Raw genomic sequence first — 24570 nt, forward strand, 5'->3', positions numbered from 1 at the left:
GCTCTCCGTACGCCACTTGGCGGCTATCGTGGGACGGGCCCGACTGTCCGGAACCGCTCCACGCAGGGGGAAGCCGTGGCGTTGAAGCACCAGGCGACCACGCCGCACGACTCCGTCCAGAGCGCCCTGCGGGTGCTCGAAATGGTCGCCCGGCACGGCTCCGGTGTGACCACCGTCGAGCTCGCCCGCGTGACCCGTCTGCCCGCCACCCGGCTGGCGCCCCTGCTCCGCATGCTGCGCCGCGAGGGGTACGTCGAGCAGACGGCCGACGGGGTCTACGTCACCGGCCAGTGCCTCAGCCGCCTCGCCTCGGCCGACCACCACGACGAGGCGCTGCGCGAGAAGCTCCGGCACACCCTGGACGGCCTGCGCGACTCCATCGGCGCCGCGGTCTACATCAGCCGCTACGTCGACGGCGAGATCCGCGTCACCGACATCGCCGCCGGGCCCCGCACCCCGGCGGTCAACGAATGGGTGGACTTCCGCTCCTCCGCGCACGCCAGCGCCATCGGCAAGAGCCTGCTCACCCAGCTCGACGTGAACGGCCGCCGCGATCACCTCTCCCGCCACAAGATGGCCCGCCTCACCTCGCGGACGATCACCAACGAGCGAGTCCTGCTCAACCGCCTCGCCGCCCAGCCCGCCACGGTCCCGGTCCTCGACCTCCAGGAGTACGCGGTCGGCACGGTCTGCGCCGCCGTGCCCATCACCGCCGGCTCCTCGGTCGGCTGCCTCGCCCTGTCCCTGCCCGTCGAGCACGCGCACCGGCTGCGGGAGGCGGCGGACACGCTGAACCGCGGGGCGGCGCCGGTTCTGCTGTCGCTGGCCATCTGAGCCGGCCCGCGGGCCGTGGTCAGGAGCACCCCTTCGGACCAGGTAGTATTTTCGTGTCAGCAGGCGCCGCTAGCTCAGTTGGTTAGAGCAGCTGACTCTTAATCAGCGGGTCCGGGGTTCGAGTCCCTGGCGGCGCACTTGCGAATGCCGAAAGGGCGTTCCCGGTCTCCGGGGACGCCCTTTCGCGTACCCCTGCCGCACCCGGGGTGCGGAAAACCGCACCCTCACTCAACGGCAACCCCCATACCGCCGCCGACCTGCGCTTTCTAGCGTCTTCCCCATGGACCTCATGACTCTCGCCCTCCCTCAGGAGCCCGCCGGCGGCATCGCCGGGTGGGCCGCCGATCTCGTGGACACCCTGGGCGGCCCCGGTGCCGGGCTCGCCATCGCGCTGGAGAACCTCTTCCCGCCGCTGCCCAGCGAGGTCATCCTGCCGCTCACCGGCTTCGCCGCCGGGCAGGGAGTCATCACCCTGTTCTCCGCGCTGTTCTGGACCACGCTCGGCTCGGTGGTCGGCGCCGCCGCCCTCTACGGGATCGGCGTGCTGTTCGGGCGCGAGCGCATGCACGCCCTGTGGGCGAAGCTCCCGCTGGTCAAGGCCACCGACCTGGAACGCACCGAGGCCTGGTTCGCCAAGCACGGCACCAAGGCCGTCCTCTTCGGCCGGATGGTGCCGATCTTCCGCAGCCTGATCTCCGTGCCGGCCGGGGTGGAGCGCATGCCGCTGCCGGTTTTCCTGGCCCTGACCACGCTGGGCAGCCTGGTCTGGAACTCCGTGCTCGTCCTCGCCGGCTACTGGCTGGGCGATCAGTGGGACACGGTCGGGACGTACGTGGGCGTCCTCTCCAAGATCGTCCTGGTCCTCGCCCTCGCGGCCGTCGCCGTGTATGTGACGGTGCGCGTACGGTCCCGCCGCCGGGCGCCTGCGGGTGCCGCGGCCCGCCACCGTCGCGGCTAGGGGTCCGCTAGTGTCGGACGACGTGAAGCAGCCCGTGGCCGCCCCGTTCCTGCTCAGGGTCGCCGGTGTGCTCGTCGGCTGCCTCACCGCCGTGCTCAACCTGCTCTACTTCGTCCTCGCGGGGACCGCCCTCGGCGCCTTCCTGCTCTGGCCCCGCACCCGCCCCCGCGCCCACGCCCTGCTCGCCGCGGGCGCCCGCAGGCTCACCGGGGTCGAGCGGCGCCGCCGCTCCCTCTTCTTCCGCGACGCCTTCCCCGAGCACCGCGCCAGTGACCAGCAGATCCTGCGCTACCTCGCGGCCCGTACGTACTCCGGGCTGCTCTGCGCGGTCGTGGTCGGCCTGGTCGACTTCGGCGCGGTCCTCGCCGGGATCTTCGCCGCGTCGCTCACCCACACCTCCATGACCTGGGTGGACATACTCGGCCAGGTCGTCCTCGGCGGCACCCTCCTCTTCCTCGCCGTGCAGGGCCTGCGCGCCCTCACCGAGCAGGACGCGCGCCTGGCCCGCGAGTGCTTCGGCCCCTCCGAGCGGGAGCTGCTCCAGCGCCGCATCGACGAGCTGGCCACCAGCCGTGCCGCGGTGGTCAGGGCCGTCGACGTCGAGCGGCGCCGGGTCGAGCGCGACCTGCACGACGGCGTCCAGCAGCGGCTCGTCGCCCTCGCCATGCTGCTCGGCAGAGCCCGCAGGGGCCGCACCCCCGAGCGCGCCGACGCCCTGCTCGAACAGGCCCACAAAGAGGCGCAGGAAGTCCTCACCGAACTGCGCGAGGTGGCCTGGCGGGTCTACCCCACCGCCCTCGACAGCCTGGGCCTTCGCGAGGCGCTCGGCGGGGTGTCGGAGCGGTGCGCGCTGCCCGTGCGCATGGAGTACGACGTACCGCAACCGCTGCCGTCCGCCGTCGAGACGGCCGCCTACTTCGTCGTGTCGGAGGCCGTGAACAACGCCGCCAAGCACTCGGCGGCCGACGAGGTCTTCGTCCGCGTACACGGGGACGGGACCTCCCTCGTCGTCCTCGTCCGGGACACCGGTACCGGCGGCGCCGACCCCTCGGGCAGTGGCCTGACCGGGCTGGGCAGCCGGGTCGCCGCCCTCGACGGCACACTGTGTGTCGACAGCCCCCTCGGGGGACCCACCACGATCACCGCGGAGCTGCCGTGCGCGTAATCCTCGCCGAGGACTCGACCCTGCTGCGGGAGGGCCTGGTCCGGCTGCTCGCCGAGGAGGGCCATGAGGTGCTGGCCGCCGTCGGTGACGCCGAAGCGCTCCTCGCCGAGGTCGAGGCGAAGACCCCGGACGTCGTCGTCACCGACATCCGGATGCCCCCGGACCACACCGACGAGGGCCTGCGCGCCGCGGTGCGCATCCGCGAGCTGCGCCCCGAGATCGGCGTGGTGGTCCTCTCCCAGTACGTGGAGCGCAACTACGCGGCGCAGCTGCTCACGTCGAGCGCCGAGCGGGTCGGCTACCTCCTCAAGGACCGCGTCGCCCAGGTCGAGGAGTTCCTCGACGCTCTGGAGCGGGTGCACGCCGGGGGCGCCGCCATCGACCCCGAGGTCGTCCGGCAGCTGCTCATCCGCACCACGCACGCCGACCCGCTGACCCGCCTCACCCCGCGCGAGCGCACCGTCCTTGAGGCGCTGGCCGAGGGGCACACCAACGCGGCCATCGGGCAGAAGCTGCACATCTCGCTGAGCGCGGTCGAGAAGAACCTGAACGCCATCTTCGACAAGCTGGGGCTGTCCCGGACGACCGGCTACAGCCGCCGGGTCCTCGCGGTGCTGCGCTACCTGGAGTCCTGAGCCGGTCCCCCGCGCCGCCCGGCCGCCCGCCGCCCGGGGACGCCCGCCGCCCGGGGCCGCCCGCCGCCCATCCGTACGTGGTCGACGTCGCGCGGGCGGCTTCTCCCCGGTCCTCCAGGTCAGCCTCGGCCTGACCCTCGCGGTCCTCATCGGCGCCACCGTGGTCCGTATGTTCCTGGTGCCGGCCACCATGGCCCTGCTCGGCCGGCACGCCTGGTGGGCGCCGCGGGGGTTCACGACAGGACCGCACCGTCCATGACCAGCGCCGCCACGAGACCCGCGGCCAGGAGCCAGGTGCCGAGCCTGGTGCGGCCGCGGCGGCTCAGCTCGATGACCACGCCGCAGAGGATGAGCAGCAGCCCGTAGACCCCGACGACCAGCACCGACGAACGGCTCGCCAGACGCAGCGCGAGGACCACCGCCGCCGCGGCCATCAGCAGTCCGGCCGCGGCGATGCGGGCGCGGCGGGCGCGGGCGGCCGGGGTGGGTCCCTCGGGCCGCTCGGGTCCCTCGGGCCGCTCGGGTCCCTCGGGTCCCTCGGGTTCCTCGGGCTTTGCGGTCGCGCTTTCCGGGGTTGCCGTCTGCTCGTCGTTCTTGGCCGTTGCGTCGGCGTCGGTCTGGTCGGGCGTGGTCATGAGAGTGGATCGTAATCGTTCACACAAGCGGGGCCGCGGAGTTGTCTTCCTTCACCACGGGTCCCTCACGAGCGGGGCTCACCCCCGCAGATACGCCAGGACCGCCAGCACCCTGCGGTGAATTCCGTCCGCCGGCGGCAGGTCCAGCTTCCCCAGGATGTTGCCGATGTGCTTGCCCACCGCCGCCTCGGATACGACCAGTTCAGCCGCGATCGCCCCGTTCGACTTCCCCTCCGCGACCAGCGCGAGGACCTCGCGCTCGCGCGGCGTCAGCTGCTCCAGCGGGTCGCGCCGCCGCCGCAGCAACTGCCGTACGACCTCCGGGTCGACGACCGTGCCGCCCCGCGCGACCCGCGTGAGTCCCTCGATGAACTGCTCGACCTGGCCCACGCGGTCCTTGAGCAGGTAGCCGACGCCGGTGCCGTCCCCGGTGTCCAGGAGCTCGGCCGCGTAGGACCGTTGGACGTACTGGCTGAGCACGAGGACCGGCAGCGTCGGCCGCTGCGCCCTGAGCGCGACCGCCGCCCGCAGTCCCTCGTCCTGGAAGCCGGGCGGCATCCGCACATCGGTGACGACGATGTCCGGTTCGTACGCCGATACGGCGTCCCGCAGCGCCTCCGCGTCGCCGACCGCGGCGACCGTTTCGTGCCCGAAGCGGCCGAGGACGCCTATGAGGCCCTCGCGCAGCAGCACGCTGTCCTCTGCGAGGACGACCCTCAGGCTTGGGGCTGGGGTCGCGTTCGGGGCTGGGGTCGCGTTTGGGGATGGGGTTGGCACGGGATCTCCACGGACAGGACTGTCGGACCACCCGGCGGGCTGGTGACCGTCAGTGTGCCATCGAGGACCGCGAGCCGGTCGGCGAGCCCGGTCAGACCCGTACCGCGGGCCGGGTCCGCGCCGCCGCGGCCGTCGTCGCGCACCTCGACACGGAGGACTCCGTCGGTGTGCGCGGCCGTGATGTGTGCCCTGGTCGCGCCGCTGTGCCTGCCGACGTTGGCGAGGGCCTCGCGGACCGCGAAGTACCCGGCGGACTCGACGGACTCGGACAACCTCGGCAGCGCCATGTCGGCCGTCTCCACGCCGGCCGTCTCCACGGGTACTGCGGAGCGGTCCGCTGCGTCCTCTATGGCCGCCGCCAGGCCGTAGTCGGCGAGGACCTGCGGGTGGATGCCGCGGATGAGTTCCCGCAGTTCGGTCAGGACGTGCCCCGCCTCGTCGTGCGCGGCGGCCAGTTGCCCGGCGAGGGCGCTGCCGGGCTCGGCGTCGAGCCGGGCGAGGCCGAGGCGCATCGTGAGCGCGACCAGCCGCTGCTGTGCCCCGTCATGCAGGTCCCGTTCGATCCGCCGCCGTTCGGCTTCGAAGGCGTCGACGAGCCGGGCCCGGGAGCGGGTGACCTCGGCGAGGCTGGCGGCGAGTTCCGCCTCGCGCGGGGCGAGCAGGAGGCGGGTGAACGCGGCGCGGGCGGCCGCGTACGCGCCGAGGGGATACGCGAGGGCCGCTAGTAGGAGCAGGCCGAGGAGCGCGGTGCCGCCTGCCGCCGGGTAGGCGTCGACGACCCACAGCTTGGCGGGGCGGATGTCGTGGCCGGGGCCGCCGGTGAGGGCGAGGTGCGCGGGGGCGGCGACGAGTAGGGCGGGGAAGGCGACGGTGCAGGCCAGGACGAGGAGGTCCAGGGGCCACAGGACGAGGGCGAGCAGGGCGGTGTGGGCCAGCTCGCGCCAGGTCGCCTGCTCCTTCAGGCGGAGCCGGAACCAGGCCTGGATGCCAGGGGCTTCCGGGGTGCGGTGGGGGGTGGGCGCCGGGGCGGGGTCGATGAGCAGCATGCGGCGGCGTTCCAGGGCGGCGATGGGGACGCCGGAGAAGGTGAGGGCGGTGAGGAGGGGGATGCCGACCAGTACGAGCACGAGGGCTGCCCCTACGGCGGTCAGGGCGGCGCCGATGACGAGTACGGCGGCACCGAGGAGGGCGCCGCCGAGGAGGTAGGCGGCGCTGCGCCAGGGCGCGCTGCTCAGGAGGTAGTCCCGCCGCCACAACCCGACCCACACGCTGTCCCGAACCATGGGCTTCACGGTATGGGGTTGGGGGGCCGGCGGGTGGGGCGCCTGGGGTGCGTCTTAGGGGCGGGGCCGTGGGGGTACGTCCGTGCTCGCCATCTTGGCGCGGGACCTTTGCTGCTTCGCCCACCCTCATGACCACCACTGTGCTCCGCGCGCACATACCCCCACGTCCCCTCAGGAGCGCGAGCGCCTGCGGGCCGTCGTCGGCTCGTGCCCTCCCTCGACCGCGCGCGAGCACCTGCGGGCCGTCCCTGTTCCTCTGTTCCCCTCGGGGTCGTATTCGACTGCGGGTGGCGCCCCGTCTTTCCCTGCCCCTACCTCGGCGTCTCGACGCCGAGTAACGGGCGGGTGGGTGGGAGACATCCGGCGCGGAGCGGCGGGTTAGGGGATACCGCCGGGTACTCGGGGCGCCGCGGGGTGCGCAACCCCGGCCTGCCCCTACCTCGGCGTCTCGACGCCGAGTAACGGGCGGGTGGGTGGGAGACGTCCGGCGCGGAGCGGCGGGGTAGGGGATGCCGCCGGGTACTTGTACCGCCCTGCGGGGTGCGCAACCCCGGCCTGCTCCTAGCTCGGCGTCTCGACGCCGGGTTACGGGCGGGTGGGTGGGAGACGTCCGGCGCGGAGCGGCGGGGTAGGGGATGCCGCCGGGTACTCGGGGCGCCGCGGGGCGGGAAGGCCGCCGGGGACGTCAGAGGCGCAGTAACGACTCACGGCCATGCTCGCGGAAGCGGCCCCGCAGGGCCGCCACGTCCGCCGCCGTCAGCCTGCGGTACGCGGAACCAGAGGGACGCCACCACACGGGGTCCGCACAGCGGAACCCCTCCCCCCGCAACACCGCCCGCGCCACCTTGTTCGTCGCCGTCACCGGCATCCGCCGCACCACGCGCACGAAGCGGGGCATCATCTTCGTCCCCAGATCGGGCTGCGCCAGCAGGAACTCCGCGAAGGCCGGCGGATCGAAGCCCACCCCCTCCGCCGGCGCCACCGCCGCCATGACTTGATCACCCGCCACCGGATCCGGCACCGCGTACACCGCGACGGCCACCACCCCCGGGTACCGCGCGACGATGTTCTCGATCATCGCCGCCGCGAGGTTCTCGCTGTCGACCCTCAGCCGGTCATCCGTACGCCCCGCGAAGTAGAGGTACCCGCGCTCGTCCCGGTAGAAGAGGTCCCCGGTCCAGTACCAGCCGCCCCGCACCCGCTCGGCCTGCGCCTCGTCGTTGCGCCAGTACCCCTCGAAGGGATTCGGCCCCCGGTTGACCAACTCCCCTATCGCGGCGCGGCCATTGAGGAGCCGCCCGTCATCCGTGAACCGCGCCGCCTCGCACTCCCGCAGCGTCACGGAATCGACCACCGCGAGGTCGTCCCCGGGCGCCGCCCGCCCGATCGCCCCCGGCGGCGTCCCCGGCGTACGCTGGATCGCCGCTCCGCCCTCCGACGAGCCGTAGCCCTCCACGAGCCGCACCCCGAACCGCTCCTCGAAGCGCGCCGCGTCCACGGCCCCCGCCTCGGTCCCGAACCCGGCCCGCAGCGGATTCTCCCGGTCGTCCGGCCGCTCGGGCGTGGCCAGGAGGTACTGCACGGCCCGCCCCACGTAAGTGAAGTACGTGGCCCCGAACTCCCTTACGTCGGGCAGGAACCGCGAGGCGGAGAAGCGGCGGCGCAGCGCCACCCCCGCGCCCGCCGCCAGCGCGGGCGCCCAGTCCGCGATCACCGCGTTGCCGTGGAACATGGGCATGCAGATGTAGTGCGTGTCGCTCGGCCGGATCCCGAAATGGGTGACGAGGGAGCGGCCCGCCGCCGCGAGCCGGCCCTGGCTGCAGATCGCCGCCTTGGGGGCGCCCGTGGACCCGGAGGTGAAGTAGAGCAGCATGCGGCTCGCCGGGCCCACGGTCCGCGCGATCTCCGGTTCCGCGTCGGCGTAGGGGGCGAGCAGGGCCTCGTACTCCTCGGTGTCGGTCACCAGCACGCGTACGCCCGGCAGTTCGAGGCCGTCGAGCAGCGGCAGCCGAACCTGTTCGGTGACGAGGATCCGGCAGTCGGTGTGCAGGATGTCGCGGGCCAGTTCGGCGCCGCGCCGGGTGGGGTTGATGCCCGCCACCGCCACCCCGGCGAGCGCCGCCGCGCTCAGCCACAGGGGGTATTCGGGGGTGTTGTCGAGCAGGACCCCTATGTGGGGTTCACCCCGGCTCGACAGCAGGTCGGCGAGGAGCGCGGCCCTGGCCGCGGCGCCCGCCGTGACGTCGTGGTGGCTCAGCGCGCCGTCCGCCCAGCGCAGGCCGGTGCGGTGGTCCTCCCACCGCGCCTGTACGAGTTCCGCGACCGTGCTCCCGGTGCTCCCCATGACCGCGCACCATAGTTGACGGCCCGTCAGATGGGGAGAGTGTCGCGGGCGAGTGGCGGCTCTGACACTGCCTTATGGCCGTTGCCCTCGTGCGGCTCCGCGTACGCCGTGAGGTCGTGCACGGCGTACGCGGAACCTGCTCGCGGGGTGCGGGGAAGCGCCTCAGGCACGGTTCAGAATTTGACGTCCGAGCAGGCGTAGAACGCGTTCGCCGTGTCGGCGACCGTCCAGACCGCGACGATCACGTGGTGACCGCTGCGGCCGCCGGGGATCGTGCCGCTGTGCGAGAGCGTCGCGGGCGGCTGCTGGCTGTTGTACGGGACGCTGAGGAACGGCGTGGTGTCCAGGGCGGCCCTGGTCACCGGCTTGCTGTCGTCCCAGCCCTGCTTGGTGATGTAGTACTTGAAGTCAGTGGTGCGATGACGGGCGGTGAACTGCCAGCGGAACGTGTAGTTCTGCCCACCGCTCACCTGCGTCGCGGGCCAGGCGGCGCCGCTCGGCGTCTTCGGCGAGTTGAGCTGGTTGAAGCCCGCTATGCCCGCCGAGCAGATCTTGCCGTCCGCGGGGCCCCCGGCGGGGAAGCCCTTGGGGCCCTCGACGCTCTGCGGTTCGTACTGGATGGAACCGCAGTTGGTCACCACGCCCTTGGCGCAGTTGATCTGCCGGCTGGCGGGCAGATCCGTGTAGCCGTGGCTGCTGGCGCCACCGGCGGAGAGCGCGAACGCGCCGACCGTGGTGAGGCCGACCATGGCCGCGTACACCTTCTTGTTACGCATGTGCCGCTCCTGACCGAACATGGGGAAGTTCCGTGAGACGTGCGCGCACTGCGGTCTAGACCAAGTTCAGATTATTGCCGTTAGTTGAACATGTCCATACCAACCGTGGAGGGGATCCGTCCGGGCCGTGAACGGGAACCTGACGACAGGAACGGGCAGTTGTGCACCACGGTGCCCGGTCAGCGCTGTTCCACGCGCCCTGTGTAGAACGCCACCGTCAGGTCCTTCACCAACGCCTTGCGCTCGTAGTCGTCCAGCTCCACCAGGCCCCGCGTGGTCAGCCGTGTCACGGTGTCCTCGACGGAGTCGACCACCGAGGTCAGCACCGTGTCGCGGTGGCGCGCGTCGAGCGCGGCGACCCGGCTGCGCTGCATCGCGGCGGCGACCTCGGGCGCGTACTCGATACGGGTCGGCTGAGCCGAGAACACCTCGACGCCGACCGCCTCCGCCTCGGCGGCGAGCGCCCGCGTCAGCGCGGCGCCCACGGCGTCCGCGTCACGCAGAGTGGGCGCGTCGTCGTGGAACGCGTCGGCCGGCAGCCGCGAGAGCACGCGTGCGGTCGTCGCCTCCGCGCACTCCCGCAGGTACTCCTGGTGGTCCTCGACCGCGAGCGTCGCCCGCGCGGTGTCCTTGACCCGCCAGACGAGGAGGACGACGACGCGCAGCGCGACCCCGTCCCGGTCCACGGCGGGCATCGGCTCGCTCCGCCAGTGCCGCAGACGTACGTCGACACGGCGGCGCAGGAGCAGAGGGTTCACCCACATCAGGCCCGTGCGGCGGACAGTGCCCCGGTAGCGGCCGAAGAGGCTCAGCACCCACGCCCGGCCGACCCGTCCCCGCGCCAGCCCGCCGAACCCGAAGAGGCCGAGCGCCCCGGAGCCGGCGAGCGAGGCCCACTGGGCGGCCCCGAGCCCGGCCCCCGCGTGCCCGGGCAATCCCGTGACGCGCAGCGCGGGCTCGGGCAGGAACCCCGCCCACCACAGCGAGAGCGCGCACCCGGCGGCGCCGGCGCACCCGCCGAGCACGCCGGCGAAGCCGGGCAGCACCCGCGCCCGGCGTTCCACGAGCGCGGGGTCGACGTCGGGCGCCGGACGCGCCACGGCTTCGGCGGGCGCGGTCGCCGGGCGCCGTACCGCCTTCGGCTGCTCCCCCGTACCCTGCCTGCTTCGTACCGCCTTCGGCTGCTCCCCCGTACCCTGCCTGCGCCGCACCACGGCCGGCCTCAGCGGGACGCCCGTCACGTCGTCCGGGTCGTCGCGGAAGAGGAGGTGGACGGGGATCTCGGTGGTGGCCTCAGTCTGAATCACCCGCCCCGCCCGCACGGCGACCGCTTCGTGCGCGGCACCGCTCTGCGGGGGGTGGGGCTGAGCTTTGGGCTGGGGCTGGGCTTTGGGCTGGGGCTGAGGTTGGGGCTGGGCCTGGGATTGTGAAGCTGCCGTCGCGCTCATCCGTGCCTCCGCCTCATTCATGCCTCGATCTCGCTCTCGCACCGGTCCCGCCTGCCCGTGCGCCGGGCCCGTCCGTGCGTCCGTCGGACCCGCCTGCCCCTGCGCCGAACCCGTCCACACGTCCGCCGACCCCGCCAGGCCCTGCGCCGAACCCGCCCACACGTCCGCCGACGGACTCATCCGCACCCGCGCCGAATCCACCCGCCCCCGCCCCCGCATCGACCTCATCCGTGCATACGCCGATCCCGCCCGCCGTCGCCCACGCCTGTCCCACCTCCCCCGCACGGCCCCGGCCCCGCCCACGGCCCTCACCGGAACAGCCTCCGCCACGTCTCCGGCCCCGGATAGCCGTTGGCCGCCGCGCCACGCCAGCCCTGGGCGCGCTGGAACGCCTCCACGTTGCGTCGGTCGCTCTCGCTCCAGACCGGGTCCGGGCCCCGGCCCGGGCCCCCCGTGTAGTACCTGCCATAGCCCTTCCGCACCAGCTGCCTCCCGAGCTGCTCGACCGCCGCATGCGACTGGCCGGGGCGGAAGACGCCCCTGCCGGGAAAGGCAGGGCGAGCCTCCGCGCCGCTCCCGCCGACCCCCGCGCCCGCCGCCGGGATGTCCCGTCCCTTCCCCTGCATCAGGTACGACCACGTCGTCGGCCCCGGCAGCCCGTCCGCGTCCGCGCCCCGCCAGCCCTGCGCCAGCTGGAACGCCCGCGTCGCCCTGCGGTCCGCCTCGGTCCAGCGCGGCCCGGGGCCCGACCGGTAGAACCGCTTGCCGCCACGGGCGACCAGGGCCTTGCCGAGCCGCGTCACGTACTTGTTGTCCGCCCCCGGACCGAAGGCCCCGGCACCCGGGTACGGCGTCACCGCGGAGCCCGCGCCGCTCGCCTTGCCGCCCGCCGGGTCCTCCACGGCCCCCACGGCCCCCACGTCCTCCGCGGCGCCCTCCACCCCCTTGAAGCGATAGGCCACATAGCGGTTCGCGTTCGCCCAGTAGGCATAGGGCGTCGCCTGTTTGCGGGCGTGTGGCCTTGCTTGTTCGTATGCCACGTAAAACGTCTGCGTACTGTCCGTCCACCCCCCGAAAATCGTCACGTGAGAACCGTTGGTGGGGTTCGCCGGATTGTGGAAGAGGAGAATGTCGCCGGGCCGGAGCTGCTCCTTGGCAATACGGGTCCCGTACTTGTCGAGGGTGCCCGTCCATTCGTTGCCGCTCAGGTTCCAGGCCATCGAGACAAAGCCCGAGCAGTCCTGGCGGTAGCCGTCGGTCCAGTACTCGCTCATGCTGTACGGCACCCGCGCGGTGACCCACGTCTGGGCCCGCTCGATGATCTCCGTACGGGTGATCGCCCGGTAGGTCGAGCCCGCCGACGTGCCCGCGCCGCCGTGCAGCGGGCTGACCCCGCCCTGCGGCGTGTCCGGTCCGTCCGGCGCCGGCCGGGGATCGGGCCTGGTCGGACGGGCACCCGCGTCCGCCAGGGCCACGGCCGGCAGCGCCTGGCCGCCGAGCACCGTGCCGGCCGCCGCCACGAGGACGAGGGCGCGGCGCGCGCCGTGCGCCGCCGGGTGGCCCCCGAGGCGCAGCGGGAGCGCGTGCGCCATCGAGCGCCGCCAGTGGATACAGCCGGGGCAGTCGCAGTCGCTCTCGGGATCGAATTCCACGAATACCGGAGCGTCCTCCATGCGATTTCCCTCACACCCCTGAAAAGAATGTCCGCGAATCTGCACATCCGTCAGTTTCTCAACTGTCCGGCGATACCGCATGTTGACGGTCCGAATGATGTATCCGGCCCGCCAGGGGCCCTCGCCACGTGCGCCGGGGAGACGGGGGTGGTCGGGAGCACCCCGGCACATCCGGTAGAGTTCTCCAGGTCAGCAGGCGCCGCTAGCTCAGTTGGTTAGAGCAGCTGACTCTTAATCAGCGGGTCCGGGGTTCGAGTCCCTGGCGGCGCACAGACAGCGAAGGCCCCCCGTTCACGCGGGGGGCCTTCGTGTATGCGGGGGCCTTCGCCGTCCCCTCGGCACGCCACCCCTACCGCTACGGTTGCGCCATGGCGCGCGACATCCAGGAGCGGATCAAGAAGCTCATCCTCGATTCCCGGCTGCCCTCCGGGGCCTCGCTCCCCACCGAGCCCGAACTGATGGAGCGCCTGGGGGTCAGCAGGAACTCCGTACGGGAGGCCCTCAAGGCACTCCAGGCCATGGGCATCGTAGAGATCCGGCACGGTTTCGGGACGTACGTCGGCCCGATGTCGGTCGCGCCGATGATCGAGGGCCTCGCGTTCCGCACGGTCGCCGGCCATTACCGCGGCGAGGACAGCCTGCTCCAGCTCCTTGAGCTGCGCGAGGCCGTGGAGACCGGGCTGATCGCGCGCCTCGCGGGCCGCGTCCCGGCGGCCGACCTCGCCGAACTCGACGCCTTGGCGGACCGCATGGACGCCGAGGCGGCCTCCCCTCAGGGCGCCGTGCGCGCCGAGACCGACCGCGCCTTTCACGCCGCGCTCTACCGCGGGCTCGGCAATCCGCTCCTCGGCGAGGTCCTGGAGGCGTTCTGGGACGCCTTTCACAAGGTCCGCACAGATCTGGTGGACGTACCGCAGGATCCCAAGATCACCTGCCGCCAGCACCGCGAGATCCTGGAGGCCGTGCGCTCGGGTGACGCCCTCCGGGCCGAGCGGGCCATACGGGAACACTTCGGCAACATTCGAACACGTTTGGGCACACCTGCACCAAGAGACACCTCAGATAGCTCGTTTGACCGGTAAACGCCTTGTTTCGCCCTTGCGATCATGCTGGAGGGCGTAGAAACCTGTTCGGGAGCCATCGGCTCTCATGAGGCGGGCGGCACGGGGCAGTTGGGGGCTCCCGCGTCCGCGGCGGGGCAGGGCTGGGGGGCCTCGCTCACGAAGCGATGTCGAGGGGGGCATCACTGCGACCGGAGGCGTGCCGGTCCCTGTCTGAGGGGACGGTGGCCTGCCACTGACACGTCCGTGAGGGTCGTGGGGAACCCGCCGGGCGGATGGAACCAAGGACACGCGGGCGAAACCGCGTGCGGGGGGATGACCATGACGTCGACGCCGACGGGGGCGCGGCAGAACGACCCGTCAGAAACGACCCGGCTGCGAGTGCCACCGCACAGGACCGGTGGCTTCCGCCGCATCAAGAAGACCCTGCCGCGGTACGACTACGAGCACTACAGCCGGCTCGCCGGGCCGCTGACGCAGCCCGACCCGGGCAAGCCCTACCGGGTGAGGTACCGCTCACTGCTCTCGCAGGAGCCGCACAGAGTACGGGCCGCGCTGATGCTGGGCGCGGCCCCACTGCTCTCGCTCGTCCTGCTCGGCTGGCTGCTCCAGCCCGAACACTGGACGAAGCGGGACTACGTCGCGAACGACTGGCTGCCCGTCCTCGACGTCGTCATGCTCGTCTCGATCGGCCTGATCGAGTTCTTCCGCTGTATGAACGTGCTCTCCAACGCGCACGCGACGCTGGTGGCACGGGACCCGGTCCCGGTGGTGCCCGAGACCGGCACCAGAGTCGCCTTCCTCACCTCGTTCGTGCCCGGCAAGGAGCCGATCGAGATGGTGACGAAGACCCTGGAGGCCGCGGTCAGGATCCGCCACCGCGGCGTGCTGCACGTCTGGCTCCTCGACGAGGGCGACGACCCGGAGGTCAAGGAGGTCTGCCGGCGGCTCGGCGTGCACCACTTCTCCCGCAAGGGCGTGGCGAGGTGGAACACGGCGAAGGGCCCGCACCGCGCCAGGACCAAGCACGGCAACTACAACGCCTGGCTGGACGCGCACGGCGACGCCTACGACTACTTCGCCTCCGTGGACACCGACCACGTCCCGATGCCGAACTACCTGGAGCGGATGCTCGGCTTCTTCCGCGACGAGAACGTCGGCTTCGTCATCGGCCCGCAGGTCTACGGCAACTACGACAACTTCGTCACCAAGGCCGCCGAGTCGCAGCAGTTCCTCTTCCACGCGCTGATCCAGCGGGCCGGCAACGCCTACGGCGCCCCGATGTTCGTCGGTACCTCTAACGCCGTACGCATTAAGGCGCTGAAGCAGATCGGGGGCCTGTACGACTCGATCACCGAGGACATGGCGACCGGCTTCGAGATCCACCGCGCCACGAACCCGGCGACCGGCAAGAAGTGGAAGTCGGTCTACACACCCGACGTGCTCGCGGTCGGCGAGGGCCCGAACGCCTGGACGGACTTCTTCACCCAGCAGCTGCGCTGGTCGCGGGGGACGTACGAGACGATCCTCAAGCAGTTCTGGAAGGCGCCGTTCTCGCTGCCGCCGGGCCGTCTCTTCAACTACACGATGATGGTCATCTTCTACCCGATGTCCGCCATGAACTGGATCCTGGCGGCGCTGAGCTGCGCGCTCTTCCTGGGTCTCGGCGCGTCCGGCGTGAACATCGACCCGACCATCTGGCTGATGCTGTACGGCAACGCCTCGGCGCTCCAGATCGGCCTCTACATCTGGAACCGCAGGCACAACGTCTCCCCGCACGAACCCGAGGGCTCCGGCGGTGTGGCGGGCATGGTGATGTCGGCGCTCTCCGCCCCGATCTACGCGCGCTCACTGCTCGACGCGGCCCTGCGCCGCAAGAGCAGGTTCGTGGTGACCCCCAAGGGCGACTCGGCCAGCCCGGACACGCTGTTCGGGACCTTCCGCATCCACCTGTTCTTCATCGTGGTCTTCGGTGCCTCGATGGCCGCCTCCTTCCTGTACGGCCACTCCCACCCGGCGATGATCATCTGGGCCTCGTTCGCCCTGCTGATCACGGCGGCGCCGATCTTCGCGTGGCGCTGGGGCATGCGGCAGGAGAGGAAGAAGCCCGCACCGCCCGCGCTCGAAGCGGTGGTTCCGCGGCCGAAGCCCAGCTGGGCGTCGTCCGAGCAGACGATGCCGATCTCCCTTGGGGGACGTGAGAAATGAAAGACCGTTCGAGCCGTCGCCGCGCCCGCCGCATCGCGATAGGCGCGGCGGTCGTCCTCGCGCTGGCGGGGATGAACGGCCCATGGCTGTGGCGCGTGGGCTCCGAGAAGTACCACGACTACAAGATCAACCAGCCGGAGTACAAGGCCGACAACGGCCACTGGGACATCGTGGAATTCCCCGAGGAGTACCGGCAGAACACGATCCACGCGGCGCTCCTGCACACCGGCAAGGTCCTGCTGGTCGCCGGTTCCGGCAACGACCAGGGCAACTTCGACAAGAAGAAGTTCGACACCCGGCTGTGGGACCCGGTCAAGAAGACCATCAAGAAGATCCCGACGCCCACCGACCTGTTCTGCACGGGTCACACCCAGCTCGGCAACGGCAATCTGCTGATCGCCGGCGGCACGCAGCGCTACGAGAAGCTCAAGGGCGACGTCACCAAGGCCGGCGGCCTGATGATCGTCCACAACGAGGACCCGGACGAGCCGAAGACGATTCCCGCCGGCACGAAGTTCACCGGCAAGAAGAACGGCAAGACGTTCGTCTCCCAGGACAACGTCCTCGTGGAGAAGGCGAAGAAGGTCTTCGACAAGCGGACCGGGAGGTTCCTGCGCACGGAGGCGGGTCTCGGCCGGGTCTACGTAGAAGCCGCCAAAAGCGGCGCCAAGTACGAGACGGGGACCCAGGACAATTACCGCGTCGAGGGCATGAAGGGCTCCGACAAGCGCAACGTCTACGGCATGGCGCAGAAGCTCGCCCTGGACAAGAAGGACTTCCAGGGGATCAAGGACGCCTTCGAGTTCGACCCGGTGGCCGAGCGGTACATCAAGGTCGACCCGATGAACGAGGCGCGCTGGTACCCCACGCTGACCACGCTCACCGACGGCAGGATCCTCTCCACCTCGGGCCTTGACGAGATCGGCCAGCTGGTGCCGGGCAAGAACGAGGTGTACGACCCGAAGACCAAGAAGTGGACGTACACCAAGGGCATCCGGCAGTTCCCGACGTACCCGGCGATCTTCCAGATGACCGACGGCAGGCTCTTCTACTCCGGTTCCAACGCGGGCTACGGCCCCGCCGACGTCGGCCGCAAGCCCGGCATCTGGGACCTTCGGACCAACAAGTGGCAGGGCGTCCCCGGTCTGAGCGACCCGGGGCTCATGGAGACCTCCGGCACGGTCGAGCTGCCGCCCGCCCAGGACCAGAAGTACCTGGTGGTCGGCGGCGGCGGCGTGGGCGAGTCCAAGAGGTCCAGCGAGAAGACCCGCATCGTCGACCTGAAGGCGGACGAGCCGCGCTTCGTCGACGGTCCCCCGCTGGAGAAGGGCACGCGCTACCCGCAGATGTCCACGCTGCCGGACGACACCGTGCTGATCTCCGGCGGCTCGGAGGACTACCGCGGGCGCGGCGACTCCAACATCCACCAGGCGCGGATCTACGACGCCGGGACCGGGGAGATGCGGCGGGTCGCGGACCCGGAGGTGGGCCGCAACTACCACGCCGGGTCGGTCCTGCTCCCCGACGGCCGCGTGATGTTCTTCGGCTCCGACTCGCTCTACGCCGACAAGGCCAACACCAAGCCGGGCGTCTTCGAGCAGCGCATCGAGATCTACAGCCCGCCGTACCTCTACCAAGGCTCGCGGCCGGCCCTCGGCAAGGGCCCGAAGACCATCGCGCGGGGCGGCTCCGGGACCTTCCCGACCCCGCACTCCTCGGCCATCAAGGCGGCCCGCCTCATCCGGCCCAGCGCCTCCACGCACGTCACGGACATCGACCAGACGTCGATCGCGCTGGACCTGGAGAAGTCGCGGGGCAAGGTGACGGTGACGGTCCCGAAGAATCGGAGCCTGGTGGAAACGGGCTGGTACATGCTTTTCGTGACGGACGACCAGGGCGTCCCGAGCAAGGCGCGGTGGGTCCACGTCCGGTGAGCAGCCGCCCCGTAAGGGGCGCGGGGAACTGCGCGAGCAACCACAAAGAAGCCGCAGACGCATCTGCCGAGATCCCGGCAGTCGCGTCTGCGGCTTTCCCCTCGCTGAGCGCGCAGTTCGCCGCGCCCCTAGGGCCTGTCTGACAATTCGCGTCGTCGCCCGGAGGGAGGCAGGCGGGAATTGTCAGACAGGCCCTAGGGAGGCGACCCCTACGAGGCGTTCCTCGCCAGGCCGAGCGCGTACTCCGGCCACCACTCGCCCGCCTTGGGGCCACCCCGGCACGTCCCGTCGGACTCCCCCGGCCGCTTGACCCACAGATACGCGTCGACGAGCGGATCGTCCGTCTTCGTCGTCGGCGTCTCGCCGAGCGCCCGCCCCGGCGGGTTGCACCAGGGGTCCTTGCCCTTGTCGTAAGGGCCGTTGCCGTTGCGGCCCGTGTCGATGACGAACGGCTTGCCGCCGATCTTCGCCGAGAGCTTCTTGCCGAACTCCGTACTGTCCTCGGTGGTCTGGAAGTTGGAGACGTTCACCGAGAAGCCGTCGGCCTGCTCGACGCCGGACCGCTTCAGGGGCTCCCAGAGCGAGTCGGGGTTCTGCCAGCCCGCGTTGCCCGCGTCGAGGTACACCTTGGTGTTCTTCAGGGACTTGAGTGTGGTGATGGCGCCCTTGAGGAGGTCGTAGCGCTCCTCGTGGAACTGCTCGGGCGTGCAGTTGTCGACCATGTGCAGCACCGCGTCGGGCTCCAGGATCACCGTGGCGCGCCGGTCGCCGATGCCCTTGGCGACCTGGTCGACGAAGGCGCGGTACGCGTTGCCGTCGGCCGCGCCGCCGCCCGAGTACTGGCCGCAGTCGCGGTGCGGGATGTTGTAGAGGACCAGCAGGGCGTCCCGGTCCGCCTTCTCGGCGGCCTCTGTGAAGCCGCGGGCCTGTTCCTCGGCGTTCTCCGGGACGATCCACTCGGACACCGGCTGCTCGGCGATCCGCCGGATCAGCTCGGCCTCGTCCTTCTTGCCGTCCTTCTCGTACGAGGCGACCTGCTTGGCCGCGGTCCCCTCCGGGTTGACCCAGTACGGGTCCTTGCTCTTCGGCTGCTGCTCCGGAGGCCGGCCCGAAGACTTGTCCTCCGGGTCACCACCGGAGGAGGAGCACGCGGAAAGGAGCAGCGCGGCCCCCGCGAGCGCCACCCCCGTCCGCACCCCCCTGGCCGCGAGACCATGTCCGCGGCGGGTGTCTTTGCGGTACATCCACTCCCCCTTGGGTGCACTGTCCGTATCTCAATCCTGACATACGGTCCTTTGCCCCACGAGAGCTGTCACCAAGGGCCGTTACCGTGCGCGTCGGCAGGGTAGGCAGAGCGTGCGGAGAGGGGAGGAGAGGGCCATGGGGGACCACCCATGCGAACTGCGGCTCGCGGAGATCCTGGTGGAGAGCGCGGACACGCTGACCGACGATTTCGACCCCGAGGGCTATCTGCGGCGGCTCTCGGACCACTCCGTGGAACTGCTCGGCGCGCAGGGCGCGGGCGTGATGTACACCGGCGGGGGCGGCGAGGTCCGCCTCATCACCGGGAGCAGGCGGCCGGCGGCGGTACGCGCCCTGTTGGCGGCACAGCACCGGGGCGGTCCGTGTCTCGAGGGCTTCGGAACGGGCAGGCCCGTGCCGCCGGTCCGGATCGACCGCGCCGAAGTGGCGTCCCGCTGGCCCGCGTTCGCCGCGCGGGCCGGTGAGCACGGCGTCACGGCGACGTCGGCGGTGCCGCTGCGGCACCGCGGCCCGGTCATCGGGGTGCTCAACGTCTTCGTGTCGCAGGCGCGCGGGACCGAGCCCGCCGAGCGGGAGCTGCGGCTCCTGCGGGTGCTCGCGGACGCCGCGGCGGTGGGCCTGCACAACCACCGCACGCACACGCGGTACCGCACGCTGTCCGCACAGCTCCAGGGGGCGCTGGACAGTCGTATCCGCATCGAACAGGCCAAGGGCGTCCTGGCCGAACGCTGGAACACGGGGGTGGACGACGCCTTTGAGGCGCTGCGGTGTTACGCGCGCAGGGAGCGCCGGCTCATCGACGCGGTCGCCGCGCAGGTCATCGAGGGAACCCTCGGCGTCGAGGAGTTGCGGCGGGTGCGACCCGGGCGGTCCTGAGAGGGCGGTCCTGACAGGGCGGGCCGGGCCACGGAGGGACGCGGGGCCAACCGCGTGGCCCACTTGGCGCCGTCCGTCGCGGGGCAGCCCGGTCGGCGGCTCCCGGGGGGAGCGGGTCGCCGATCGGGCCAGGTGAGCCCGGCGGCCGGCGGAGCCGCCCTGACCTGGCGCGTGTTGACAGGGACGCGACGCACTGGGACTCTCCGTGACGACAAGTCCATACATCGAGGCGACGGTTGTCAGGAACCCGGTGCGAATCCGGGACGGTCCCGCCACTGTGACCGCGTACGCACGCTCGTACGCGGAAGTCAGGAACTGAGCCGTCGTCCTCCTGCCATGGGGCGTGGAAACCCCAGAAGGAGGCCCACCGGTATGTCCCTGCACTCCGCAGCTCCGCACACCGACACCACGGCGAGCCAGGCCGCCGTGACGCAGACCCGCGACTGGCTGATCGCATCGGCCGCCGCGGTCATCGCGCTCATCGCGCTGTACGCCGTGTTCATGGACAACGGCTCGCTGATCTCGGCGACCGGCGACTACCTCCACGAGTTCGCGCACGACGGCCGGCACCTCTTCGGCGCCCCGTGCCACTGACCGGGCGGACGGACACGAGCACCATGCCCACATCACCCGTACTCCCGTTGCTCGGACGCGGCCTGGTGGCGGGAGGAGCGGCGGGCCTCACCGCCGGCCTCTTCTCCCTGCTGCTCGCCGAGCCCCTGATGGACCGCGCGATCCGCGCCGAGGAGAGACGCTCGGCCGCCGAGGAGCACGCGCAGCACGGCGCGGCGCAGGCCGTCCAGCACCATGAGGAGCTGTTCAGCCGCTCCACCCAGCACGGCGGCCTGGTCGTGACCGCGGTCGTCGCGGGTCTTGCCCTCGGCGTGCTGGTCGCCGTCGCGTACGCCGCGGTGCACCGGCGGGATCCGCGCGCGCTGCCGTGGCCGCGTGCGCTGGCCTTCTGCGGCGCGGCCTTCCTCGCGGTCTCGCTCCTGCCCGGGATCCGCTATCCGGCGAACCCGCCGGGCGTCGGCGACGCGGGCACCGTCGGTGACCGCCAGGCGCTCTGGCTCGCCTCGGTCGCCATCGGCGTGCTCGGCATGTTCCTCGTGCGCCAGGTGTACGTGCGCCTCGTCACGCGTCCCGAACCGGTGCGGCACATCGCGACGGCGCTCACCGCGGTCGCCGTCCTCCTTGTGCTCTTCCTGCTGCCGGGCAACCCGGACCCGGTGCCGGTCGAGGCGTCGCTGCTGTGGGAGTTCCGCATGCTGTCGCTCGCCTCGCACGCCCTGCTGTGGGCGGTGTTCGCGGCGGTCTTCGGCGCCCTGGGGGTGCGCGCGGCGGCCCGGAGCGCCGTCGAGGTGGCCGCTCCGGCCCCGTCGCCGGCCGGGCAGCGGGTCGCCTGACCGGGGGGTGGCGCCGGGGCTAGCGCCGCACTCCCGTGAGGTACGCCGAGACGATCACGTTCGCCGTGTAGGTGCGGGTGGCCCGGTCGAAGGTGCCGCCGCAGGTGATGAGGCGCAGTTCGGCGCGGCCCTCCTCGTGGGGGCCGTAGGCCTTCTTCGCGTCGAAGCGGTCGCTGGTGACGACCTGGACGTCGTCGATCGTGAACTGTGCGACGGTGCCGTCGTCGCGGGTCACGTCGATCTTCTCGCCGGGGCGCGCCGCGCTGAGGTCGTAGAAGACGGCCGGGTCCGTCTCGGTGTCGACGTGGCCGACGAAGAGGGCCGCGCCGGGGGCGCCGGGGCGGGTGCCGCCGCCGTACCAGCCGACGGCGTCCGCCTCGGCGAACGGCGGCGGGTCGATCGCGCCGCGGGCGTCGAGGCCGCGGGCGGTCACCGGGGCGCCGATCTTCAGGGACGGCACCTCGACGCGCGCCGGCCGGGCGGGCGTCAACGGCTCGTGTGCGGGCGGCAGTTCGACCGCGTGGGGGCGGCCGACCGCCGCCACGTCGCCGGTCGCGGGCCCCGACAGGCCGCCGGGCAGGTTCGTGAGGCCGCTGCCCCACAGCGCGAGGCCCACCAGGAGGACCGCCCAGGCGACGCCGGTCAGCAGGCGTCCGGACCCGGGCGGGCGTTCGCCGCCGGACACGCTCACGTCCCGCCCGTCACTCGGAGCGGCGCCGGCGGACGCTGCGGAAGGCCACGGCGACCGCCGCGACGCCCGCGAGGATCAGGCCGATCACGGCGTGCCGGGTGCCGGGTCCCGCCTCGTCGGCCCCGTCGGCCTCCGCGGACACCGTCGAGGTGATGTGGGCGGTGCCCCCGCCACCGGCGCGCACCGGGGCGGCGGGCTCCGGGTTCCGCTGGTTGATCCGGACCGTGCCGGTGCCCTGGTGGGGGTGGCCGTCGCAGATGACGGTGACGTCGTACGAACCGGAGAGGCCGCCCCGGATCTCGGCGTTGCCGTGCAGCGCGTCCTTCCCGCCCCGGCCGGTGAGCTTCGCGTCCCCCTCGAAGGCGCCGGACCCGGCCGTCCCGCTGCTGCCCTCACAGCCCGAGACGCGCACCTCGACGGTGGCGCCGGCCTGGGCGTCGGCCGGGGTGACCTCGGCCTGTACGGCGCCGTCCTCGTGGGCACGGGCCCCACCGACGGGCAGGGCGAGCGCCAGGACGACGGCCGCACCCGCCCCACGGAGAGCAAGGGATCGTATGCACATCGTGAACCTCCTGTCCTTCGAGGTTCACGCCCGGTGACGCTCTTCGCATCCTGGTACGGGGCCAAACGGGGGTCAGACGGTCAGACGGCCAGACGGTCAGACACGATCGACCAGGTCGGCGATGGAATCCACGACGGTGGACGGCCGGAAGGGGTACTTGTCGATGTCGCGCCGGGACGTCAGGCCGGTGAGCACCAGGAACGTCTCCATGCCCGCTTCGAGACCGGCGAGGACGTCGGTGTCCATGCGGTCGCCGATCATCGCGCTGGTCTCCGAGTGGGCCCCGATGGCGTTCAGCCCCGTCCGCATCATCAGCGGATTCGGCTTGCCCGCGAAGTACGGGTTCTTGCCGGTCGCCTTGGTGATCAGCGCGGCGACGGCGCCGGTGGCGGGCAGCGGGCCCTCCGTGGAGGGGCCGGTCTCGTCGGGGTTGGTGCAGATGAAGCGGGCCCCACCGTTGATGAGGCGCACCGCCTTGGTCATGGCCTCGAAGGAGTAGGTGCGGGTCTCGCCGAGCACCACGTAGTCCGGGTCGTGGTCGGTCAGGACGTACCCGATGTCGTGCAGGGCCGTGGTCAGGCCCGCCTCGCCGATGACGTAGGCCGTGCCGCCGGGGCGCTGGTCGTCCAGGAATTTGGCGGTGGCGAGCGCGGAGGTCCAGATGTTCTCGACGGGCACTTCGAGGCCCATGCGGGTCAGCCGGGCCTGTAGGTCGCGCGCGGTGTAGATGGAGTTGTTGGTCAGCACCAGGAAGGGCTTGCCGGAATCGCGCAGCTTCTTGATGAACGCGTCGGCACCGGGGATCGGGACGCCCTCGTGAATGAGCACGCCGTCCATGTCGGTGAGCCACGATTCGATGGGCTTGCGCTCTGCCATGAGGTGCACTCCTGCGGTGTACGGGGTGGCTGGGGCGCCGGGACAGCGCTGTGCCGACGCCCCCACCCTACGATCAGCTGCCGGTGGCCGACTTCCAGTCCTCCACGTAGCTCCGGAGGTTCTCCGAAATGTCCGCCCAATCCGGCTCGAAGATCTCGACGCCGTCCATGATCTTGTCGAGGGCGACCGCGTCGGCGTCGGTGGCCTTGACGTCCTTGCGGGCCGCGAAGCCGCCGCCGACCTCGCTCACCTGCCGCTGGGCCTCCTGGCTGAGCAGGTGGTCGAGGAGCTTCTTCGCGTTGGCGCCGTGCGGGGCCTTGTCGACGAGTCCGGCCGCGTAGGGCAGGGCGAAGGTGGTCGGTTCGCCGCCTTCCTTGGCGGGGAACCAGATCTTGAGGTTCGGCATGTCCTTGGACTGGGCGTAGTTCATCTGGACGTCGCCGTTGGCGGCGAGCAATTCGCCCTTGTCGACCTTGGGCGCCAGCTTGCCGGTGGAGGCGGAGGGGCCGACGTTGTTGGTCTGGAGCTTCTTCAGGTACGCCATCGCGGGCCCGCGGCCGCCGAAGTCGTGCATGGCCTTGATGAGCACGGCGGTGCCGTCGCCCGCGACGCCCGGCGTCGAGTACTGCACCTTGCCCTTGTACGCGCTGCCGGTGAGGTCCTCCCACGTCTTGGGGGCCTTGCCGCCGGGCAGTTCCTTCTTGTTGTAAATGAAGCCGAAGTAGTTGTTGACGACGGACGTCCACTTGCCGTCCGGTGCCTTGTCGGCGCCGTCGACCTCTTCGGAGCCCTTGGGCTTGTACGCCTTCAACAGCCCCTTCTCGTCGGCCTGCTGGATGAAGGGCGGCAGCGTGATGATGACGTCGGCCTGCGTGTTGGACTTCTCGCGGACGGCGCGCTGCACCATCTCGCCGGAGCCGCCCTCCACGTAGTTGACCTTGATGCCGGTCTTCTTCTCGAAGTCCTTGAAGACCTTGTCGTACCAGCCGTCGCCCTTCTCGCCCTTGAGGCCGTCGGCGCTGTAGACGGTGACGACGTTCTCTTCGGACGCGGCGGAGCCGCCGCACGCGGTGAGGGACCCGGCGAGGAGGAGGCCGCCGGTGACGGCGGCGGCCGTGCGGAGGCGGCGGGCTCGGGTGGGGCGGGACATTCGTACTCCTTGAAG

General features: G+C 71.6%; 22 protein-coding genes, 2 tRNA genes and 1 riboswitch. Of the genes, 12 read left to right on the forward strand and 12 right to left on the reverse strand.

Features of this window, described 5'->3' with window-relative positions:
• Nucleotides 1-75: 75 nt before the first annotated feature.
• The 5 genes from ACF062_RS05430 (at nt 76) to ACF062_RS05450 (ending at nt 3592) form a co-directional block, all read left to right on the forward strand.
• A complete protein-coding gene (locus tag ACF062_RS05430; RefSeq protein ID WP_392135925.1) occupies nt 76-834 on the forward strand; it encodes an IclR family transcriptional regulator in 759 nt (252 codons plus the stop codon).
• 63 nt (nt 835-897) lie between these two features.
• Nucleotides 898-971: transfer RNA gene (locus ACF062_RS05435), tRNA-Lys, on the forward strand.
• A gap of 143 nt (nt 972-1114) precedes the next feature.
• Entirely contained in the window at nt 1115-1792 is a 678-nt protein-coding gene (locus tag ACF062_RS05440) for a DedA family protein (RefSeq protein ID WP_392135928.1), read from the forward strand.
• Nucleotides 1793-1814: 22 nt separating this feature from the next.
• Nucleotides 1815-2957: a sensor histidine kinase gene (locus ACF062_RS05445; RefSeq protein ID WP_392135931.1), complete on the forward strand. Its 1143-nt coding sequence runs from the start codon at nt 1815-1817 to the stop codon at nt 2955-2957.
• Nucleotides 2948-3592: a response regulator gene (locus tag ACF062_RS05450; protein ID WP_392135934.1), complete on the forward strand. Its 645-nt coding sequence runs from the start codon at nt 2948-2950 to the stop codon at nt 3590-3592. The genes ACF062_RS05445 and ACF062_RS05450 overlap by 10 nt, the downstream gene beginning before the upstream one ends.
• A gap of 233 nt (nt 3593-3825) precedes the next feature.
• Here ACF062_RS05450 and ACF062_RS05455 read toward each other — a convergent pair whose 3' ends face one another.
• The 7 genes from ACF062_RS05455 to ACF062_RS05485 form a co-directional block, all read right to left on the reverse strand.
• The gene (locus tag ACF062_RS05455) at nt 3826-4227 is read right to left on the reverse strand and encodes a hypothetical protein (RefSeq protein ID WP_392135937.1); all 402 of its coding nucleotides are present in this window, start codon (nt 4225-4227) and stop codon (nt 3826-3828) included.
• A gap of 78 nt (nt 4228-4305) precedes the next feature.
• Nucleotides 4306-4947, reverse strand: coding sequence for a LuxR C-terminal-related transcriptional regulator (locus tag ACF062_RS05460; RefSeq protein ID WP_392136547.1), 642 nt, complete (start codon nt 4945-4947; stop codon nt 4306-4308).
• Complete coding sequence (locus tag ACF062_RS05465) at nt 4944-6287, reverse strand: sensor histidine kinase (protein WP_392135940.1); 1344 nt, start codon at nt 6285-6287, stop codon at nt 4944-4946. The genes ACF062_RS05460 and ACF062_RS05465 overlap by 4 nt, the downstream gene beginning before the upstream one ends.
• 685 nt (nt 6288-6972) lie before the next feature.
• Nucleotides 6973-8631: an AMP-binding protein gene (locus tag ACF062_RS05470; RefSeq protein WP_392135943.1), complete on the reverse strand. Its 1659-nt coding sequence runs from the start codon at nt 8629-8631 to the stop codon at nt 6973-6975.
• A gap of 173 nt (nt 8632-8804) precedes the next feature.
• On the reverse strand, nt 8805-9407 hold the full coding sequence (locus ACF062_RS05475; RefSeq protein WP_356572960.1) for a lytic polysaccharide monooxygenase: 603 nt from the start codon (nt 9405-9407) through the stop codon (nt 8805-8807).
• Between the two features lie 179 nt (nt 9408-9586).
• Entirely contained in the window at nt 9587-10855 is a 1269-nt protein-coding gene (locus tag ACF062_RS05480; RefSeq protein WP_392135946.1) for an SPFH domain-containing protein, read from the reverse strand.
• 308 nt (nt 10856-11163) lie between these two features.
• The gene (locus ACF062_RS05485; protein ID WP_392135949.1) at nt 11164-12528 is read right to left on the reverse strand and encodes a peptidoglycan-binding protein; all 1365 of its coding nucleotides are present in this window, start codon (nt 12526-12528) and stop codon (nt 11164-11166) included.
• 196 nt (nt 12529-12724) lie between these two features.
• Here ACF062_RS05485 and ACF062_RS05490 point away from each other — a divergent pair.
• The 4 genes from ACF062_RS05490 to ACF062_RS05505 all read left to right on the forward strand — a co-directional run bounded on the left by ACF062_RS05490 (nt 12725) and on the right by ACF062_RS05505 (nt 17731).
• A tRNA-Lys gene (locus tag ACF062_RS05490) sits at nt 12725-12798 on the forward strand.
• Between the two features lie 98 nt (nt 12799-12896).
• Nucleotides 12897-13610, forward strand: a complete 714-nt coding sequence (locus ACF062_RS05495) for a FadR/GntR family transcriptional regulator (RefSeq protein WP_392135952.1) — start codon at nt 12897-12899, stop codon at nt 13608-13610.
• A 300-nt stretch (nt 13611-13910) separates the two neighbouring features.
• On the forward strand, nt 13911-15797 hold the full coding sequence (locus ACF062_RS05500; protein ID WP_392135955.1) for a glycosyltransferase family 2 protein: 1887 nt from the start codon (nt 13911-13913) through the stop codon (nt 15795-15797).
• Entirely contained in the window at nt 15794-17731 is a 1938-nt protein-coding gene (locus ACF062_RS05505) for a galactose oxidase-like domain-containing protein (RefSeq protein WP_392135958.1), read from the forward strand. The genes ACF062_RS05500 and ACF062_RS05505 overlap by 4 nt, the downstream gene beginning before the upstream one ends.
• Before the next feature lie 209 nt (nt 17732-17940).
• On the opposite strand, the gene ACF062_RS05510 is transcribed toward ACF062_RS05505, so the two are convergent.
• Nucleotides 17941-18975 carry a glycoside hydrolase family 6 protein gene (locus ACF062_RS05510; protein ID WP_392135961.1) on the reverse strand — a complete coding sequence of 345 codons (1035 nt, stop codon included), beginning with the start codon at nt 18973-18975 and terminating at the stop codon, nt 17941-17943.
• A 136-nt stretch (nt 18976-19111) separates the two neighbouring features.
• Between ACF062_RS05510 and ACF062_RS05515 the strand changes: the two genes are divergently transcribed.
• The 3 genes from ACF062_RS05515 to ACF062_RS05525 all read left to right on the forward strand — a co-directional run bounded on the left by ACF062_RS05515 (nt 19112) and on the right by ACF062_RS05525 (nt 21276).
• Nucleotides 19112-19870: an ANTAR domain-containing protein gene (locus tag ACF062_RS05515; RefSeq protein ID WP_392135964.1), complete on the forward strand. Its 759-nt coding sequence runs from the start codon at nt 19112-19114 to the stop codon at nt 19868-19870.
• Nucleotides 19871-20086: 216 nt separating this feature from the next.
• Nucleotides 20087-20210, forward strand: a riboswitch (cobalamin riboswitch).
• Nucleotides 20211-20242: 32 nt separating this feature from the next.
• On the forward strand, nt 20243-20464 hold the full coding sequence (locus tag ACF062_RS05520; protein ID WP_223774808.1) for a CbtB-domain containing protein: 222 nt from the start codon (nt 20243-20245) through the stop codon (nt 20462-20464).
• Between the two features lie 23 nt (nt 20465-20487).
• Nucleotides 20488-21276: a CbtA family protein gene (locus ACF062_RS05525; RefSeq protein ID WP_392135968.1), complete on the forward strand. Its 789-nt coding sequence runs from the start codon at nt 20488-20490 to the stop codon at nt 21274-21276.
• Nucleotides 21277-21295: 19 nt separating this feature from the next.
• On the opposite strand, the gene ACF062_RS05530 is transcribed toward ACF062_RS05525, so the two are convergent.
• From ACF062_RS05530 to ACF062_RS05545, 4 genes are all read right to left on the reverse strand, one after another.
• Nucleotides 21296-21967 (reverse strand): class F sortase, encoded by a 672-nt coding sequence (locus tag ACF062_RS05530; protein WP_392135971.1) that lies wholly within the window; start codon nt 21965-21967, stop codon nt 21296-21298.
• Nucleotides 21968-21977: 10 nt separating this feature from the next.
• A complete protein-coding gene (locus ACF062_RS05535; protein WP_392135974.1) occupies nt 21978-22529 on the reverse strand; it encodes a hypothetical protein in 552 nt (183 codons plus the stop codon).
• Nucleotides 22530-22625: 96 nt separating this feature from the next.
• A complete protein-coding gene (locus ACF062_RS05540) occupies nt 22626-23405 on the reverse strand; it encodes an HAD-IIA family hydrolase (RefSeq protein WP_223774811.1) in 780 nt (259 codons plus the stop codon).
• 73 nt (nt 23406-23478) lie between these two features.
• Nucleotides 23479-24555 carry a 2-aminoethylphosphonate ABC transporter substrate-binding protein gene (locus ACF062_RS05545; protein ID WP_392135977.1) on the reverse strand — a complete coding sequence of 359 codons (1077 nt, stop codon included), beginning with the start codon at nt 24553-24555 and terminating at the stop codon, nt 23479-23481.
• Between the last annotated feature and the right edge of the window lie 15 nt (nt 24556-24570).

It is taken from the genome of Streptomyces sp. NPDC015345, from assembly GCF_043078805.1.
GTDB lineage: Bacteria > Actinomycetota > Actinomycetes > Streptomycetales > Streptomycetaceae > Streptomyces.